We start from the raw sequence: 18,588 nt of genomic DNA on the forward strand, positions 1-18,588 counted from the left end.
ATCAACGCGCCACCAAGGTTTCGAAGTCTTTCAGGAACAAGTCCGCAACGGATTGCGGAGAATACTTGCGCGCAGTCACAAGACCCCCAGCCGCCAGCGCATCCCTGACCTCCGCCTTTTCCGTCAAGCGCTGCAGGGTACCCGCCAGCGAATCACCCGTTCTGTCCGTATGATCGAACGCCACGCCGTTCGCGCCATCCACCAGGTAATCCCGAAAGCATTCAAGGTTGGATACAACTACGGCACATCCGCATGCCATTGCTTCCAACGGAGCGAGTCCGAAGGATTCACCGGTCGTTGCAACCGACGGATAGACGAAAACATCCGCCTTTTGCATGACTTCCTTCAGTTTCAGTTCCTCGTAAACGGGACCGGCAAAATCAATGTCGCGAATGGCAGCCCCCGCACGCGACCTTAGTTCTTCGAGAAATGCCGCACCGTCACCGCCTTGGTTGACCTCATGCGGACCGACGATTTTCAACGTCCACTGCGTATCCGTCTGCTTCAGCCGCGCAAATGCATCGATAAGAAGATCAATACCTTTTTCACGTGCGATACGGCCAACATACAGGATCTGCTTCAGTCTCGGCCCGCGTCCCTCGGCCACCGCTTCTGAGAAAACCTGGCTCAAACAGTTGGGGACAGTCTTTGCCAGATGAGCGACCGACGGGGATTGCTGCTTGATTGCCTCGGTCACGAATGAGGAAACGCCCTGCAGCCTGTCGGCTCTTTTATAGATGCCCATGTGCCCCTTCGGATAGCGTCCGACACTGACATAAATCTTGCCGGCGCGCGCTTTCGGAATGAGCAAAGGCAAGGAAACACTATGTGTTATCGTGACATCGGCCCGCGGCAGAGCTTTGCTGGCCGTCAACGCATATTTCAGATCGAGCAGGCGATACAACACTCGGTTCGACGGGGCATCGTTCGAGGGTACACGCAGGTGACGAACGCCATCCACAATTTCTTCATTCGCCAGTCCCGGAAACCGACGCGACACCATCGTCACCTCGTGACCACGTTTTGCGAACTCTTCACAAACCGCCAGGAAGATGCGTTCCACTGCCCCGCCCCGGATCGGCGGGATCGGCAGGAACGGCCCGATGACACAATTGATTTTCATTGGCTGCCCCGCACCTTGTTTGCGCCCTCGGTTCGTAGCTTGATGAATTTCGCGGGGTTGCCGACATAAACACCATTCGTCTCGCGCAAATCGCGAAATGCGCAGGCGCGCGCACCCAGCACCACGCCGTCTGCCACCGAGACCCCCGGCCCCACAAATGCTTCCGCGGCAATCCACACCTTGCTGCCAATGTGAATGGGATGGGCCTCCAGCTGGAAATGATCGTCGGAAATGGAATGCGTTCCAGCACACAGCACGGAACGCTGCGAGATGGTGGTATAGGATCCGATGGAGATCGGCGCCATGTTATAACAATCGACACCGGGTCCGATTGTGGAGAAACTCTCCATGCTGAGATGACGCGGCAGCCAGATCTTCACCGATGGCGCCACCGCAGCACCCGGCTCGATGCGTGCACCAAATCTGCGCAAAAGGAAAACGCGCCAAGGGCTAAAGAAGGGCGGGTTCCAGCGGGCGAGGAGTAGCCAGACAATCTGCCAGATCAATCGCTCGATTCGATTTGCCAGTGAAAAACTGGCGCCCCCCTCGAGCGGGCGCTTCTCTTTTGCGTCGAGAATAGTCACGTGACACCTCCACGGGCAGCCTTTAAAGCAAGAAGCAAATCCCTCGCCGCCGCATCTGCACGAAAACAGCTTTCAAACCCCTGCCGTGCACGGTGACCCAAGCTTTGCCGTTCACCATCCGAAAGCCCGAGGAAGGTATTCAGCAATTGCACGATACCGTCACGATCATCGTTTTCGACCAGACCTGAACCCGTTTCGAGCACCTCACGCCAGATATTCACCTTGTTGGTGATGAGAACGGGAGTACCGCAGGCCATCGCTTCCGCAACGACGATGCCGAAATTTTCCTGATGGGACGGCAGGACGAAGGCCTCGGCGCCACGGAAGGCGCCCCATTTGGCCTTGCCGCTCAGCATGCCGGGCCAGTGAATACGATGCGCGATCCCGGCGGAGACGGCTTTCGCCATCAATTCGGCCTTCATGCCAACCTGATCGGGACCTGCGATAACTAGATCGACATCCGGATGTGCACCGGCCATATCCAGAAAGGCATCCACCAGCAGGTCGCATCCCTTCTTGGGATGGATCCGGCTCAAAAAAAGGAGATAGCGGCGGCCGTCCACCGCGGGAAGGAGCGCCCGGAAGGCAGCGCGCTGTTCCTCCGCCTCATCCGGAGGCTCGCCTGCGGCATAGGCAACGACCTGTTCCCGGTAGGCGTGGCCGCGGAAGACCCCGCGCGCCAGACGGCACTCTTCCTCGGACGTGAACAGGACGCGATGCGCATCCCGCAACACCTTGCCCTGCGCCAGGCCCCAGAGAATCTGCTTCAACTGATGTTTCAGGGGGTAGGTTTCACGGAACCATGGGTCGAGCATGCCGTGGGTGAAGACGACATAAGGCAGCCGCGCCTTTCGCAGCCCCTGCCAGCCGCCAATCGAGGCATGGTTCCAGAGACCGTGAACAACTGCCGCATCATATTGGTTGCCATTCTGGGCGATCCAGCGGGCAAGCTTCGGTGTATAGCCATACCTGCGCGTGCCGGGTCCGCAGGCGTGAACCGGAAACGGGAAGCTCGCCACATAAGGTGCCGCCGGATCGTCCAGGCAAACCACCTCTGTCTCATGCCCGTCGTCGCGCATGGCGTTAGCGCTGAGCTTCAGCCCCTCGATCGGGCCGCCCGTCCGCGGATCGACACTGGCAATAACGCGCAAAATTTTCACGACAGTTCCCCGAGCAGCTGTTCAAGATTGGCTCTGAAATGCGCATTCAGGTAACGCGACTGCAGTTTTTGCTTGCCGGCCTGTCCCATGGCAGCAGCCCTTTGCCGATCACCAACCAGGGTCTCCATCGCTGCGGCGAGAGCCGGAACATCCGATGGATCGATGACGAAACCATCCTGCCTGTCGCTCACCACCTCCTTGGAGGCACCCTGCGTGCCGCAGATCACCGGCAGCCCGTATTTCCAGGCCTCGAGATAAACGATGCCGAATCCCTCCTTGGAAGAGGGCAGCACAAAGCAGGACGCACGCCGATAGCAGTCATCGAGCACCGCATCGCTGACGCGTCCGTGAAAGGTCACGCTCGTCTGGATGCCAAGGCTTTCAGCCAGTGCAACCAGTTCCGGCTTCAGCACCCCATCGCCGACAATCTCGAGCCGGGCTTCGGGCTGCCGCTCCAGAACAAGCTTGAAGGCGCGCAGCACCTTGTCGACATTCTTGCCGTGATCATGCACGGCCATGCGTGTCACACAGAGCACGACCGGAGCGCCGGCAGCCGGAGGAACGATGTCCTCCGCCAAGGCATCAACCGCATTGGGAAAAATACGAAACTTCTGCGTGTTTACCGAAAATTCGCGCGCCATGATATCGGCCGTATAGCGGCTGACCGAGGCCACCATGCCGACGGCTTTCAACAGAAGAGGCTCATACACGCGCTTGCGACGGTAAACCGGATCGTTCCACACCTCGACACCATGCACGAACAGGCAGATCTTCAGGCGGGGGTTCAGGAGTCTGGCCAGAAAGCCGACAGGCAGCAGGTTGACCTGCCCCAGGAAAAGAATGTCCGATTGGCGGGCGGCCGCGAGCGCCTCCCGCATGAAGGCCAGACGGCGGGGACCAAAACCACGCAGATGAGCGCGCTCGACCGGAGGAAAATCGGAATCGACATCCCGCATGATCATGACCCGGCAATCCCGGATCGCGCCCTTGCCGGCAATGTCGGAGAGGCACGCAATCACCCGCTGATTGAAGCGTTGCAGACCGCCGGTACGCGAATAGGTGTCGAGCGCCAGAAACAGGACGCGGGGTACACGCATGTCAGCCCTCCCTCCGCCGGACCAGCCGCGCAACGGATGCAAGGCCGGTCGCGGCCGCCTCCGTGCTGTAATCCTGCATAAAGCCGCTGGCCCAGTTGTAGTCACGCTCGAACAGACACAGCTTCTGCAAAAGCGTTGTCAGTGCAGCGACATCGCCGATCGGGAAGATTCCACAGCGCTCGCGATGGCCGAATTCGGGAGCGGCACCGACCGCCTCCGACATGGCCAGGGCACAGCCGGCCTGTAACGCCTCATTGCACACCAGGCCCCAGACTTCACCCTCGCGGCGAGAGGCAAGGACCACCACATCGGACGCCAGATAGTAGTCGCCAATCTCGTCCTGATTGATGAAGCCGGTCAACACCAGGCGGATGCCGGGAGCCTGCGAATATCGGCTTCGAAGATCTTCTTCCAGCGCGCCGCTTCCCACCAGAAGACACGTGACATCACGCCCAGTCGTGGAGGCAAGCGCAATGCAGGCTTTGATCACCGTTTCCGGATCCTTCTTCGGGATGAGCTTCCCGAAGGCCGCGACAACCACACTCTCCGCGGAAATGCCGAGCCGTTCCCGCAGCGCACGGGCACGTGTAGCCTTCTCCGTTGCAGAAAGACTGGCCGCCTTATCCACCGTCGAAAATCGGGTCATCACCAGTTGCGACGGCTTGAAGCCATGCGCGACAAGATGGCGCCGATTGAGTTCGCCGAAGCAGAACGCCCCATTGAACAGCGAATAAATGGCACGGTAACCGAGGCTGCGCACCGTCTGCTTGAGCGAACTGCGACGAATGAAGGCTTCGTCCTGCGTTTCCACCCGCAACCAGCAGGCGATGCCGCGCAAGCGCGCGGCCAGGGAGAAGCGGATACCGACCCAGTGATTGACGGAATGGATGATGACAAGATCGGGCTTGTGCTTGGACAGAACCTTGCCCACCTCGATCCCCTTGAAGCCCCAGAACGTATCGCGGGTATCCTCACGCCCGGGCAGCAGAACTTCATGCGAATATCCGCTGAGCAGCGGCATGTTCCACTTCACCTCGCGCTGGAACTCCACATCGCGATAGCCCCGGACAGAGGCGTCGTTGTAATAGGCAACGGTCAGCGACACACCGTCATAGCGCGCCAGATCCTGATAGATCGGAGCCCGATACTGCACCGGATGGGTATCGATGATGAGCACCTGCGTCATCGCCGGCCTCCGATTTCGAGGGCTCGCTCGACGATATCCTGCATCAGGAATTCGTTATAGGTGCGGTTGCGCACCGACCGCTCCCTGGCCTTCTGCGCCATGCGGATTCGAAACGCATCATCCGCCAGCAAGCGGCGGCACTGCGCCACGCATTCCTGCGCATTGTCGAACAGCAGAACCTCCTCGCCCTCGTCATACATCGCAAGATGGTGGCTGGTACGCGGAGCACACATCGCCGTGCCGATGGCCGGGATTTCCGCGGAACGCGTGGTGTGCAGATCGAAATTCCGGTCGTTCAGCATCACAAGGGCCACCTTGGCCGCAGAAATCGCCTTGGCGTAATCACGGTCCTTCAGAAACTTGAACTGAACGGCCGACTTGATGCGCTCGAAATTCGGCGATCGGTCCCAGCGGTTGCCGTAGATCCTGATATCCAGCCCCGCTTCGACCAGTTCCGCCATAAAGGCATCCCGCCCGGGCATCCAGGCGCCTGCGAAGATCACATCGCAGGCCCACTCGTCCTTTTCCCCATCCTGAAACGCGTAAGGCGTATGCTCGATCTCGTCCGCACATTGCCAGATCAGCATGGGGTTACGAATACCAAGCGCACGCATCTGCTCGTCAAGTTTGTCGCGCTTCACCGCCACGACAAGATCATGCATCTTTGCGGCACGTCGGTGCAAGGTCCACCTGAGCCGCTCCGGCGGCGGGTCATGATAGGGGTTATCGGCATTGTAATTGCAGGACAATCTTGCAACGGACCGGATGTAAGACAAGGCACGCGGCCCGATTACATCGCCAGAATCCACGAAAGCCAGATCAAAACGGCCGTCCGGAATCTGCCGTTTCAGCGACCGGGTCACCAGCCAGTCCAAACCGATCCCACCCGTCCGGTAGAGCCAGAAGCTCCACCGACGGGGGAGATCGACATAGGGTGAGATGTGCGTCACCGCATAACCGCTGCGGCGCAATGCATCTGCTCGATGCCCGCTTGTGCCAGCAAAGGAGCCAACAAACAGCACTTTCAATTCCCGCATATCGCCGCTCAACCTTTCAACGTCATGTCGAAGGCCTGTTCAAACCGCTCCAAAACGGCTGCCTTGCTGTAATGCTTGGTGAACGCCTCAACGCCGCGCCGTGCCATCTCCAACCGCAGCGAATTGTTTTCGCTTAACTTGACAAGTCTCTCTGCAATATCATCCGGCGACGGTGAGACAAGGCAACCGATGTCGCCATTCTGCAGCATCATCCTCTGCTGCGGCTTGTCGGGCGCAATCGGAACCGCGCCGGCAGCGAGGGCCTCGATATACACAATGCCGTAACTTTCTTCCCGGCTCGGCATCGCAAATATGTGCGCCGCACTCATCAAGCGCTGAATCTCAAGCGGCGGCAGGGCTGGCAACAATTCGATGGCAGGGTCATCCGGCAATGCGACGGGGCCGTCCTGCATCTCGGAGACAATGGTCAGCGTCGCCTCAACTCCCCGCGCACGAAGCGACTGAAATGCCGTGACCAGCAGATCCAGTCCCTTGCGCCGCGCTGCACGGCCCACAAACAGTATCTTGATCGGACCGGCGACATGCTTGGCGGTAAGCCGCTCATCATCAATCGCCTGCGTGAAGGGCAGGACAAAAGGCAGGACATCAACCCGGGCAGCATCGACCTCGAATTGCTGACAAAAAAGCTGCTTGGAGTATTCACTGGACATCGCCAGTCGTGTCGCGACCTGTGCGATATCCCTCTTTGCGCGAAGGCACCGATCGACCTCCGCCACAGACAAGCCGCGACGCATGAGGACATCTACATCGGTCGGGCCGTCATGCCAAAGAATCCTGGCACCGCTCGGTGCATCTGTGGGAAAGGTGCCGTAAGAGTAAAAGAAATCATACCCGGGCAGTTTTCCGGGATATTGCTCGTAAGGCGTGAAAATCGCAGAGCGCCCAAGCGCTCTGCCCAGCAAAAACTTCCGAATATAAGTGTAACTTGAGCGACCAACGGAAACCGCTCGCTTGTCCAACTCAAGTGTAAAACGTTTGCTGCTCTGTGTCAGAAGATTAGCAGCGTAAACGGTATGAAGCCAATCCGTATTTTTGGGACGGATAAACCAGCGAGGACTGAGACACAGACCACGAGGCACTCCGTCTTCCGTTGCTGACTTGCTCATTTCGTCATCCATAATCTTCAATTTGATTGCCGCCACAAAGAGCGACAAGGGAAACCCAGAGGCGAGCGTCAAGCCGCTTTCTTGCTATGTTTGCGGGCAACAAGAACTGTCACCAGCACCATCGATCCATTCAGCATCAGGGTAACCGCACCTGCCGCGGCAAGCCCGAACCGCCCGATCATTAGCCACAATAGTGCAATAGAGAGAGCAGAGAGAATGAGCAGCCAGAGCGCAAAATAACTGTGTCTGTTGGTCGAAACGAAGGGCGTCTGCAACGTGTACCAGGCGATCTCGAAGACGACGGCGAGCAACATCATGTGGAACAGCAGCGACTGATCAACAACCGTTCCTCGCGTCCACCACGCTAGGAACCCCTCGCCGAACAACCACATGCCCACGGCATAAATCAACGTACCAATACTGGCGGAGTAGATCAGATATTGGAACGTCTTCTTCTCTCTGGAAACCTCGCCCGAACCAGATAACTGTGCGAATATCGGTTCGAGAGAACTGATCACGATTGAAGCCGCTGTCCGACCAAGCCGCGTCAAAGTGCGGATCGCGTTGATGACAACGACAGCAACCGGCCCAAGGAAAGCGCCCACAAGCAGACTGACGCCCTGGATATTCAAGGCGTAGCTTGCCGTATAGGACATATAAGCGACAGACGGAACAACCATACGGCGCAGCAGCTGAAAATCAGCCAAGCGAAGCCCCGGCATAAACTGAGGATACTTTCTGTAGAACGGAAAACAGCCCATCAGAAAGATAAGAGAACGATTGGCAAGCAGCAGCAGCGATGTCGGAAGGAAGCCAAAATCGAAATACGCACATCCGGCCAGAAGCACTGCCTCGGTCAGCCGTGAAGTCGCGTTGATGCTCACCACAGCCCACAACAGGCCAACCGACCGCATTCCCGCACCGACCACGCCGAACACAATCGACGTCAGAGTAAGAAGACCCAACACAAAGGTTGCAACTCGAACATCGCCTCCATTTCCCGCCTTCAAGCTGAAAAGCTCATCCAGGGGCACAAACGAGACGAACAGACCAAAGGCAACGATGAGGATCAAGGTGACGCAAAGGTTGAAAAGCCATGCCGTCTGGTTCACAACCAGAGCGCCTCGGGCGTCTCCCCGTGCCATCCGCATGGTCATGTCGTTTGCAGAAATTTGCGCAAATCCGAGATCCGCCATGGAGAGATAGGACGGCAACGCTGAGATAATCAGCCAGCTTCCGTACTTCTCCGCGCCCCAGAACGTCACCATCAATGGAAGGACAAGCAGCTGGGAGCCAATCGTAACGGCCTGGGAATAGCCTTGAGAGAACAACCCCCAAGTAAATTGAGACTTCAAACTGGCAAGCTTCACGCAAATTTCCTCTTACGCAACGGCTTGTCGCGTTTTGTGAACATTCTAAAGATGAAGAATATCACGCTAAGCAGAACAATAAATTGGAATGGGGTTCGTGTAGACGCCATCGCGACACTGAGAAGCGTTGTCGAAACTAAGCCGTTGACGAAGAACTGGGACATAATCAGGATCGCCGTGACGCGGCCGCCCATCATCCGAGCCATTACGCCATACATATAACTCATCATATAATAGAGATAAAATGTCACGAGGAATACGCAGGCATATCCTCCGATGGAGTACAGTTCACCCTGAACCGTAATCATCGGCCGCCCCACGCTGGCCCAGTCGCGCAGTCCGAGCTCCCAAACGATCTGGTCACTGAACAGAAGATCCTTATCCTGACCAAAAATTCCAGGCAAAACATTCCAGACAATATTCCCCCAAAGGTCATCCCAACGAATGGTACTGATGTCGTGAATTTTCGAGACGACGATGTCCATTTGTGGAAGAAGCGTCAGACGCTGAAGCAGGCTGTCGGAACCCGCTCTGAAAAAGTCCGAGTAAAAACCGCTGGTATTTTCAGGCGCAGTGGCGGCTTCCAATTGAACAGGATGTACGTAGAAGGGATTGATCAGGAAAAATGCAGTATCCAAGGCAAAAAACTTCGCCGCGAACAACTCCGCCGTCGAGACCGATGTGCCTCTCGTCCAGCGAACGGAGAGAAGAAGGGCTGAAAATATGCTCAGCAATCGCATTGTGAAGTATGCGACAATCAGAGTTCCGAAAGAGATGATTTTCTCTTTCAACAGGAGAACCGCGAAACCCAGCATGAATAGAAGCGCCATGAGCGCCGTACGCCCACTGCTGGAAGCAGAAATGTAGAACATAAGCGCAAAGATCCCCAACAAGATGGGATCCTGGGCAATTTTACCTCCTGCAAGCCGGATCGACATCGCGACAAGCAAAAAGTAACCGAGAGTTGCCGCATATGCGGAAGAAAGCAAACCATAATTGCCGGCAATGAAACCGAGCACACCAACGATCAGAAATGGGTACTGCAATGTGTTGAGCGTGGAACGACGACCAATGTACTTGAATTCATCAATCTTCAGCAGGACGCCTCTATTCGGCGTCAGCAGGCAAGCCACATACAGCGCCAACTGGCTGACGAGAGCTACAAGTGCAGCTCTTTCTGCATTCCCCAACCCATAGGATGCTGTCTGACCATTCAGAAAAGCGTAGGCATAGGTCGCAACCGAGAACATCCAATAAACGTTCGTAAAGATGATGATCCTGATTCCATCCCTGCAGCGCATGGTAACGAGCCAAGCTATCGCTGCCATGGCCAAGTGCGCACACGCGGTAAGAAATTGCTGATCCAACGCAAAGTTTAACAGAACGAGCGCGACGTGAAGTGGGATGACAAACCTTACGAAGGTCCAGACACGCATATCAAAGCGGCCGGCCAGAATGGCATCGCGTTGGAGTTCCGACTGCGCAGCGATCGATGACATCCTGGGTTACTTCGCTCCGAGACCTGCATGGAACAATCCGGCCAGTTGCGGCAGCACATCGTGCGACGAAAGCCCGCGCACGAGAACAAGCTGATCCGCTTGCCGAGTGGAAGACATCATCTGCCAAGAGGCCTCGTTGATCGCCTGCGCCATCTCGCCTGCGTCGCCCGGCGGCACCACGATCGCTGCGCCGCGCACGAACTCTGCAAGCTCCGTGCCGTCGTCGGCCGTCACCAGCACCGGCCTGCCACTGGCCAGCATACCACCAAGCTTGGAAGGAAGCACGAGGTCCGCAGCGCCCTTGTCCTGCGGCAGGGCATGCAGATCCGCCATATTGAGGAACGCGTTCAGCCGCGCATAGGGCTGGAAAGGCAGGAAGCGCAAATTGGAAAGATGTCCGTAGCGCGCCTGCAGCTCGGCCTTGACCGGGCCTTCGCCGGCAATCACGAAATGGATCTTTTTCTCGTCCTTCAATTGCTCGGCCGCATCCAGAAGCACGTTCAGACCCTGCTTGGCACCGATATTGCCGGAATAGAGAACAACGAAGTCCTCCTTCTCAAAGCCAAGTTCGGCGCGATAGGGGCTCTCTTCGTCCATCGGATAGATGTGCGTCAGATCGACCCAGTTGCGCACCAGCGCCATCTTCTCGGGCAAAACGCCCTTGGCCACCAATTTTTCCGCCATCCGGTTGGAAATGGTGATTACCTTGTCGAACCGCTTCAGTGTGAAGCGCTCGAAGGCAAAGCCGAGCTTCTTCAGGAGCCCGTGGGCCCCGAGATGGCCGACAGCAAATGCCGCGTCGACTTCGAGGTCCTGAACGTGCAGCACGGTCCGCGCGCCGACGACCGCGGCAGCCAGTTGCGCAACGGGCGAGGCAAACAGGGTCGGCTCGACGCAGAACACCGTTTCCGGCCGACGCCGCAGGATCTGCCAGAAGACGACGGGCGCGGACGCGACGGCAAAGCTCAGCGGCGCCAGCATGCGCCAGATGCCGCTCATCTTGCGGCGCAGCAGCAGCGGCGTGCGCACCACCTTGACACCGTTTTCCACTGAGCTGCCATAACCGTTGCGGTAACCGTCCTGCACAGCCCAGCCGGGATAATGCGGCGGCGTGGTGACCACCGTGACGTCCACCCCCTCGCGCGCAAGATATTCGGCGATCTCACCGGTATATTTGCCGACACCCGCAAGCTCCGGCGCGTAATTCATGCCGTAGATCAGAACCTTCCGGGCAGCCAAAGGCGACACTGCAGCCTTGGGCGCAACATCTTCCGCATGAAGGTCATCAAGGGCCGCCGAACTCATGCGGCCGCTCCCGGCTTGCGCTCGGCGTACTCGCCTGCGAGGAAGGCATCGTAGGCGCTGCGAATGCCCTCCTCGAGCTCGATACTTGGCGACCAGCCGGATGCCCTGAGCTTGTCGGCGCTCATCAGCTTGCGCGGCGTGCCATCGGGCTTGGAGAGATCGTTGACGATCGCCCCCTCGTAGCCAACCACCTTGCAGACAAGTTTCGTGAGGTCCAGGATGGTCACATCGTCTCCGAAGCCGACATTGACGTGGCTTTCGCCGGAATAAGTCTTCATCAGGTGAACGCAGGCGTCGGCACAATCATCGACATGCAGAAACTCGCGACGCGGCGTGCCCGTGCCCCATACCACGATTTCCGACTTCCCGTTGATTTTGGCTTCGTGCGCCTTGCGGATCAGTGCCGGCATCACATGGCTGGAGGTGAGGTCGAAATTGTCGCCGGGGCCATAGAGATTGGTCGGCATGGCGGAAATGAAATCGTGCCCATGCTGCTTGCGATAGGCCTGACACAGCTTGATGCCGGCAATCTTGGCAATCGCATACCACTCGTTCGTGGGCTCCAGCGCGCCCGTCAACAGGGCATCCTCAGTAATCGGCTGCGGCGCAAACTTCGGATAGATGCAGGAGGAGCCGAGAAACAGCAGCTTCTCGACACCGATGCGGTGCGCGGCATGAATGATGTTCGCCTCGAGCACCAGGTTTTCGTAGAGAAAGTCCGCCGGATAGGTGTCGTTGGCCAGAATGCCACCCACCTTGGCGGCGGCCAGAAAGACGGCATCCGGACGGTGAGCCCCCATCCAGGCCTCCACCTGGTCCTGCCGGGTCAGATCAAGCTCACTGCGCGTCGCAACCAGGACCTGACACCCTTCGGACGCCAGACGGCGGACGATCGCCGACCCCACCATTCCGCGATGCCCGGCAACATACACCTTCTTGCCGGCCAGATCGTAACGCACGTCAGCCATCACCACACTCCACGAAACCACGATCAGCGCACCCAGAATTCAGGGACGCAAGAAACGCCCGAGAACGCAAGCAAACAGAAGTCGCACCCGAAAACACCACACCCCAGACGGGAAACTTGACTTCACAAGGCTCCATATTGCAGGCACAGACACCGCAGATGAACCGCAACAGACACCATCCAGACGAGATGTCTTCGGAAAGACTTGGCCACGTGAGTACTACACCGCCAGCACTGAGGCAATCACCAATATATTCAATTCGTATGGCTCGTCTATTTTTTGGGCATTGGTGCAAACGCGCATCAGACGCATCAAGCGCGGCACGGAAAAGCCACGCCGCACGAAGAAAACCGTAACAAATCCTTGGAAAGGGTAACTTCTTCTTGCAAAACTGCGAAAAATCATGAAGCGGAAGAATGCTGCAAAGCACAAAATGGGTGTAGGCTCTGCCAATGCGGCGCGTCGAGAGGGTGATCCATCACCGGCTTTTGCAAAGTAGTTATGCGTCTGGCTCATAGTAGATATGAGTCATGCCTTGACTGTAGCAACATGCAGGAAAACGGTGGCGTTCTGGATCCGCGATGAGGGTGGCGGCGCAACAGTAAGAGGGGAAATATCAGGATAGGTCCGGATGATGAATGACAGGGCGGCGCAAGATGATAAAGAAACAGGCGACAGGTCGTCAGACGTCGCTGCGGGCTGAGGCAAGCATTCCTTCCGCATTTTGAAGCGCCACCGATCCGCAACCTGCATATCTTGATGAACTATCGGTTTTTGGACACAGGGAATTGGTACACATGGCAGATGGACGCAAAGTCGCTTTGATCACCGGCATCACCGGTCAGGATGGTTCGTATCTGGCGGAACTCTTGCTGAAGAAGGGCTATGAAGTGCACGGCATCAAGCGCCGCGCCTCGCTCTTCAACACTGATCGCATCGATCATCTCTATCAGGATCCGCACGAGAAGGACCGCCGCCTGATCCTGCATTACGGCGACATGACGGATTCCTCGAGCCTGATCCGCATCATCCAGCAGGTGCAGCCGGACGAGATCTACAATCTGGCCGCCCAGTCGCACGTGGCCGTTTCCTTCGAGGAGCCGGAATATACGGCAAACTCGGACGCGCTCGGCGCACTGCGCATTCTGGAAGCCATCCGCATTCTCGGCCTTGAGAAGAAGTCGCGTTTCTACCAGGCGTCGACCTCGGAACTCTACGGCCTCGTCCAGGAAATTCCGCAGCGCGAGACCACGCCCTTCTATCCGCGCTCGCCCTACGCGGTCGCAAAGCTCTATGCCTACTGGATCACGGTCAACTATCGCGAAGCCTACGGCATCTATGCCTGCAACGGCATTCTCTTCAACCACGAGAGCCCGGTGCGCGGCGAAACCTTCGTGACGCGCAAGATCACCCGTGCGCTCGCCCGCATCAAGCTTGGCCTGCAGGATTGCCTCTATCTCGGCAATCTCGACGCCAAGCGCGACTGGGGGCACGCCAAGGACTATGTCGAGATGCAGTGGATGATGCTGCAGCAGGAACAGCCGGAAGACTTCGTCATCGCGACCGGCGTGCAGTACAGCGTGCGCGAATTCGTCGATGCCGGCGCCAAGGAAATCGGCCTCTCCATCACCTGGGAGGGTGAGGGCGTGAACGAGAAGGGCTATGACGCCAGCGGCAAGTGCATCGTTGCCGTCGATCCCCGCTATTTCCGTCCGACCGAAGTGGAAACCCTGCTCGGCGATCCGGCCAAGGCCAAGGAAAAGCTGGGCTGGGTGCCGAAGATCACCTTCCAGGAACTGGTCGCCGAAATGATGCGTGAAGACCTGAAGGCTGCCGAGCGCGACGAACTCGTCAAGCGACACGGCTTCGCGGCCTACGACTATCACGAATAAGCCGCAGGCTCCGTTCGCTGATCTTTCTGAGGGGCGGTGGAGACACCGCCCCTTCGCATGTCAGGTGCCTGCCCACGGGCACACAGAGCAGGCCGGCAGAACCGGCCTCCCCCCTCACCACAGATCGACGTGGCGGTTGACATCCTTGTAGAGCAGATAGCGGAAGCGGCCCGGGCCGCCGGCATAGCAGGCCTGCGGGCAGAAGGCGCGCAGCCACATGAAGTCGCCGGCTTCCACCTCCACCCAGTCGGAATTCAGGCGGTAGACGGCCTTGCCTTCCAGCACGTAGAGCCCGTGCTCCATCACATGGGTTTCCATGAAGGGAATGGTGCCGCCCGGCTCGAAGGTCACGATGTTGAGATGCATGTCGTAGCGCAGGTCGGCGGGATCGATGAAGCGGGTCGTTCCCCAGGCGCCGTTGGTATCGGGCATGTGGGAAATCGCGTGCTCGTCCTCATGGGTGAAGATCGCCGGCGGCAGTTCCAGCCCGTCCACCACCTGGAAGCGCTTGCGCACCCAGTGGAATTTCGCGGCAACCGCCCCGTCGTTCTTCACCGTCCAGGCAGAGCCGGCCGGCAGATAGGCGAAGGAGCCGGCCCGCAGAGGATGGGCGGTGCCTTCCAGCGTGATCGTCATCTCGCCCTCGACCACGAAGATCGCACCCTGCGCCTCGCGGTTCGGTTCCGGCTGCAGGCTGCCACCGCTCGGCGCCACCTCCATCAGGTACTGGGCAAAGGTCTCCGAAAAGCCGGTCATCGGCCGGGCGATGATCCAGGCGCGCGTCTTGTCCCAGTGCGGCAGCAGGCTGGTGACGATATCGGACATCACCGTGCGCGGGATCACCGCATAGGCCGTGGTGAACACCGCCTTGCTGGAAAGCAGTTCCGTCTGGCCCGGCAGGCCACCCATCTTGGCGTAATATCGCGCTTTTTCCATTCTTCCATTCCACGCTGGTCACGGCCGAACCCCGGCCTTCCCCTTCTCATAGACCGAAGATCGGGCAAGATAAATGGCGCAGGAAACGGGCCTTTCGGGTTCGGGAACGCAGGGGGTGATCAGGCGCGCCCGAGGATCCAGCCTTCCCAGGTGGTGACCGGCGCCGGCAAGGGGGCGCCCTCGGGCCTTGCGCCGAAAACCACGTCGATCATCGCGAGCAGCCCGACCGTGCAGTCAAAACGATCCTCACCGGCGGCATCGACGCCAAAACCATCGGCCAGCGACGGAAGAAGGGCTGAGGCGTTAACCCTGGTACGACCGGCAATCCAGCGATGCAGAAAACCCGTAGCTCTCAGGCGCCCCTCCTGCTTGCGCTTGCTCCACACCGGCTGGCGCGCAATGCCGATCTGGCCATAGGCATCGCCCGGATAGGTTTCCGCAATCACGATCGCCTTTTCGGCCAGAAGCCCGGATAGCGTCCCATCGAAAGGCCAGAGGCCGATGCGATTCCGGTTGGGCAGGATGATCTCGCGCCAGCCGGTGATCGCCGCCTTGCCGACCTGGTTGCCGCCAAGCGTCCAGAACAGCATGGCAGGCGTCGCCCTGCCCGGTGCCGGCCGCTCGCATTGGCGCAACAGATCGGCAGCATCGAGACCCAGTCCCGTAAACAGATGGCTGCGCAGGGTGCCGCCGGGTCGGGCAGGATAGAAGGGACGCGACACGGAAATTTCCTGCCGCACGGCCGCCACGCGGAACCAGTCCGCCCAGTCCCCCTCGCCCGCCACGTCCAGAAAATGGCGGAAGGAGGCAAGGCCGGTCAGCACACCATAGGCGACCGGCAGCCCGATCGGAAAATCGAAGCCCAGCAGCAACGGTCCGGCTTCGGTTGCCCGGGGGGCAAGGCGCTCGATCAGATCCGCGGTATTGCCAACCGGCTCCGGCGCGGCCAGGCGGTAGCCCCCTCCCTCGCGAATGGCGACCGCCATCCAGCGCTTGCGGGCGTCGATGCTCCAGTCGCAATGGGCAATGATGGCCGGCAGCATACGTCGTCTTCTCCCCTCGCATGACGGTTCTCTTCGTCCTGCCGGCGTGCAAGGCCGGCCCGTTCCCGATCAGGCGCTTCGGGCACCGCAGGTTGTCAACAGTTAGACCAAAGTCGTTCTGATCCGTCCATTCGAGCTGTGCTAGGTTTTTCAATGTCGCTCTTGGCCACCGCGTTGATTGTGGTCGCCACGCAAGGACCGACACCCGGCAACAGGCCGGAGGAAATGCAATGAGGAGGCGATCGCGCAAGCGACGCGTTGCATTCCCGGCCGGGACGGCCGGCATCGGAGTGAGGGGCGCTGCTGGAGGCAGGGTTCACGCGAGAGACTGTGATCAGCGGCATTGGCAGGCCGAGAGGCTGGAATCTAGGAGGAGGCATACATGGCAGCAATTGAAATGAACGCCAGGGACCGATCGCGTCCCATGACGGGTGAGGAGAAGAAGGTCATCATGGCCTCTTCTGCCGGCACCATCTTCGAATGGTATGATTTCTATCTTTACGGTTCGCTCGCCGCCATTATCGGCGCGCAGTATTTCACGGCCTTCCCCGAAGCTACCCGTAACGTCTTTGCGCTTCTCGCCTTCGCGGCGGGCTTCATCGTTCGCCCCTTCGGCGCCCTGGTGTTCGGTGCGCTGGGCGATCTCGTCGGGCGCAAATACACCTTCCTCATGACGATCCTCATCATGGGTCTGTCCACCTTCCTCGTCGGTCTTCTGCCCGGCTACAACAGCTGGGGTGCGGCGGCGCCGATCATTCTCATCATCCTGCGCATGCTGCAGGGTCTGGCACTTGGGGGTGAATATGGCGGCGCGGCGGTCTACGTCGCCGAACATGCGCCGGCCAACCAGCGCGGCTACTTCACGGCCTTCATCCAGACGACGGCAACCCTCGGCCTTCTGCTCTCGCTGATCGTCATTCTCGGGGTGCAGAGCTATGTGAACGCACACTGGGCGCCGACGGCGGTTCTCGATGCGGCAGGAGCCGCCGTCATGAACCCGGATGGCACGCCGAAGATGATCAAGGCCTTCGATCTCTGGGGCTGGCGCGTTCCGTTCCTGGGCTCGATCCTGTTGCTCCTGATCTCGCTCTATATCCGCATGCAGATGAATGAATCGCCCGCCTTCAAGAAGATGAAGGAAGAGGGTGCAGCCTCCAAGGCCCCGCTGCGCGAAGCCTTCGGCACCTGGAAGAACGGCAAGTTCGCCCTCATAGCGCTGTTCGGCCTCGTCGCGGGTCAGGCCGTGGTCTGGTATTCCGGCCAGTTCTACGCCCTGTTCTTCCTGCAGAACGTCATCAAGGTCGACAGCTTCACGGCCAACGTCATGGTGGCCTGGTCGCTGATCCTCGGCACCGGCGGCTTCCTGTTCTTCGGCTCGCTGTCGGACAAGATCGGCCGCAAGCCGATCATTCTCGCCGGCTGCCTGATTGCCGCGCTCACCTACAAGTTCGTCTTCCCGCTTCTGACGGAAACCGCAAATCCGGCGCTGCACGCCGCCCAGCAGACCGTCGTCACCGTCACCGCAGCCCCCGGCGACTGCTCGTTCCAGTTCAACCCGGTCGGCACCGCCAAGTTCACCTCGTCCTGCGACATCGCCAAGTCCACCCTTGCGCGCTCTTCGGTGAACTACACCTCGGTTCAGGATCCGGCTGCCACAACGGCACAGGTCAAGATCGGCGAAACGGTCATTCCGTCCTATGACGTGAGCAAGCTGACCGGCGATGCCGCCAAGGCAACGCCTGCCGCCTTCACAAAGGCGGTCAACGACGCCCTGACGGCTGCCGGCTATCCGCTGGTTGCCGACAAGAACACCACGGTCATCAGGGCCGCGCACTTCTTCGACATCTTCAGCGGCCAGAAGATCGCGGTCGTGCTGATCCTGACCTACCTCATCATCCTGGTGACGATGGTTTACGCGCCGATCGCCGCCATGCTGGTCGAACTCTTCCCGACCCGCATCCGCTACTCCGGCCTGTCGCTGCCCTATCATATCGGCAACGGCTGGTTCGGCGGCCTGATGCCGGCCACCGCCTTCGCCATCTCCGCCCAGACCGGCAACGTCTATGGCGGTCTGTGGTATCCGATCATCATCGCCGGTGCGACGGTGGTCATCGGCGCCCTCCTGGTGCCAGGCGGCACGCACAAGAAGAACATCTTTGCCGACGACGCCAAGTAAGCGTCATCCCAGGCAATCCAACAGGCGGGCCGGCAGCAATGCCGGCCCGCTGCCTTTTGCAGGCATCGTCTGGAACAAGCCCGTG

Annotated in this window: 16 protein-coding genes; 2 read left to right on the forward strand and 14 right to left on the reverse strand. The window is 59.1% G+C overall.

Translation table 11 applies throughout. The features are described from left to right. Position 1: 1 nt before the first annotated feature. The 12 genes from F3H95_RS03660 to F3H95_RS03715 all read right to left on the reverse strand — a co-directional run bounded on the left by F3H95_RS03660 (position 2) and on the right by F3H95_RS03715 (position 12,972). Positions 2 to 1,123, reverse strand: a complete 1,122-nt coding sequence (locus F3H95_RS03660) for a glycosyltransferase family 4 protein (protein WP_149744961.1) — start codon at positions 1,121 to 1,123, stop codon at positions 2 to 4. Continuing rightward, positions 1,120 to 1,707, reverse strand: a complete 588-nt coding sequence (locus tag F3H95_RS03665; RefSeq protein ID WP_149744962.1) for a putative colanic acid biosynthesis acetyltransferase — start codon at positions 1,705 to 1,707, stop codon at positions 1,120 to 1,122. The genes F3H95_RS03660 and F3H95_RS03665 overlap by 4 nt, the downstream gene beginning before the upstream one ends. Beyond that, on the reverse strand, positions 1,704 to 2,867 hold the full coding sequence (locus F3H95_RS03670; RefSeq protein ID WP_149744963.1) for a glycosyltransferase: 1,164 nt from the start codon (positions 2,865 to 2,867) through the stop codon (positions 1,704 to 1,706). The genes F3H95_RS03665 and F3H95_RS03670 overlap by 4 nt, the downstream gene beginning before the upstream one ends. Next, complete coding sequence (locus F3H95_RS03675) at positions 2,864 to 3,964, reverse strand: glycosyltransferase family 4 protein (protein WP_149744964.1); 1,101 nt, start codon at positions 3,962 to 3,964, stop codon at positions 2,864 to 2,866. Before F3H95_RS03675 ends, F3H95_RS03670 begins: the two co-directional genes overlap by 4 nt. Before the next feature lies 1 nt (position 3,965). Next, entirely contained in the window at positions 3,966 to 5,150 is a 1,185-nt protein-coding gene (locus F3H95_RS03680) for a glycosyltransferase family 4 protein (protein WP_149744965.1), read from the reverse strand. Next, a complete protein-coding gene (locus tag F3H95_RS03685; RefSeq protein ID WP_149744966.1) occupies positions 5,147 to 6,199 on the reverse strand; it encodes a glycosyltransferase in 1,053 nt (350 codons plus the stop codon). The genes F3H95_RS03680 and F3H95_RS03685 overlap by 4 nt, the downstream gene beginning before the upstream one ends. Beyond that, complete coding sequence (locus F3H95_RS03690) at positions 6,196 to 7,386, reverse strand: glycosyltransferase family 4 protein (protein WP_149744967.1); 1,191 nt, start codon at positions 7,384 to 7,386, stop codon at positions 6,196 to 6,198. Before F3H95_RS03690 ends, F3H95_RS03685 begins: the two co-directional genes overlap by 4 nt. Further along, entirely contained in the window at positions 7,383 to 8,684 is a 1,302-nt protein-coding gene (locus F3H95_RS03695; protein ID WP_149744968.1) for a hypothetical protein, read from the reverse strand. The genes F3H95_RS03690 and F3H95_RS03695 overlap by 4 nt, the downstream gene beginning before the upstream one ends. Further along, positions 8,681 to 10,183, reverse strand: a complete 1,503-nt coding sequence (locus F3H95_RS03700) for a hypothetical protein (RefSeq protein ID WP_149744969.1) — start codon at positions 10,181 to 10,183, stop codon at positions 8,681 to 8,683. The genes F3H95_RS03695 and F3H95_RS03700 overlap by 4 nt, the downstream gene beginning before the upstream one ends. Before the next feature lie 6 nt (positions 10,184 to 10,189). Further along, on the reverse strand, positions 10,190 to 11,488 hold the full coding sequence (locus F3H95_RS03705; RefSeq protein ID WP_149744970.1) for a WcaI family glycosyltransferase: 1,299 nt from the start codon (positions 11,486 to 11,488) through the stop codon (positions 10,190 to 10,192). Then, complete coding sequence (locus tag F3H95_RS03710; protein WP_149744971.1) at positions 11,485 to 12,456, reverse strand: GDP-L-fucose synthase; 972 nt, start codon at positions 12,454 to 12,456, stop codon at positions 11,485 to 11,487. The genes F3H95_RS03705 and F3H95_RS03710 overlap by 4 nt, the downstream gene beginning before the upstream one ends. 219 nt (positions 12,457 to 12,675) lie before the next feature. Beyond that, positions 12,676 to 12,972: a hypothetical protein gene (locus tag F3H95_RS03715; RefSeq protein WP_143125138.1), complete on the reverse strand. Its 297-nt coding sequence runs from the start codon at positions 12,970 to 12,972 to the stop codon at positions 12,676 to 12,678. 281 nt (positions 12,973 to 13,253) lie between these two features. On the opposite strand from F3H95_RS03715, the gene gmd reads away from it, so the two are divergent. Beyond that, the gene (gene gmd, locus F3H95_RS03720; protein ID WP_143125139.1) at positions 13,254 to 14,348 is read left to right on the forward strand and encodes a GDP-mannose 4,6-dehydratase; all 1,095 of its coding nucleotides are present in this window, start codon (positions 13,254 to 13,256) and stop codon (positions 14,346 to 14,348) included. A 114-nt stretch (positions 14,349 to 14,462) separates the two neighbouring features. Here gmd and F3H95_RS03725 read toward each other — a convergent pair whose 3' ends face one another. Beyond that, positions 14,463 to 15,284, reverse strand: a complete 822-nt coding sequence (locus F3H95_RS03725; protein ID WP_149744972.1) for a bifunctional allantoicase/(S)-ureidoglycine aminohydrolase — start codon at positions 15,282 to 15,284, stop codon at positions 14,463 to 14,465. A gap of 119 nt (positions 15,285 to 15,403) precedes the next feature. Beyond that, a complete protein-coding gene (locus F3H95_RS03730; protein WP_149744973.1) occupies positions 15,404 to 16,327 on the reverse strand; it encodes a DUF429 domain-containing protein in 924 nt (307 codons plus the stop codon). 424 nt (positions 16,328 to 16,751) lie between these two features. Between F3H95_RS03730 and F3H95_RS03735 the strand changes: the two genes are divergently transcribed. Continuing rightward, positions 16,752 to 18,503, forward strand: coding sequence for an MFS transporter (locus tag F3H95_RS03735; RefSeq protein WP_149745103.1), 1,752 nt, complete (start codon positions 16,752 to 16,754; stop codon positions 18,501 to 18,503). Positions 18,504 to 18,588 lie beyond the last annotated feature (85 nt).

Source organism: Rhizobium sp. RU35A, assembly GCF_900156005.1.
Taxonomy (GTDB): domain Bacteria; phylum Pseudomonadota; class Alphaproteobacteria; order Rhizobiales; family Rhizobiaceae; genus Neorhizobium; species Neorhizobium straminoryzae.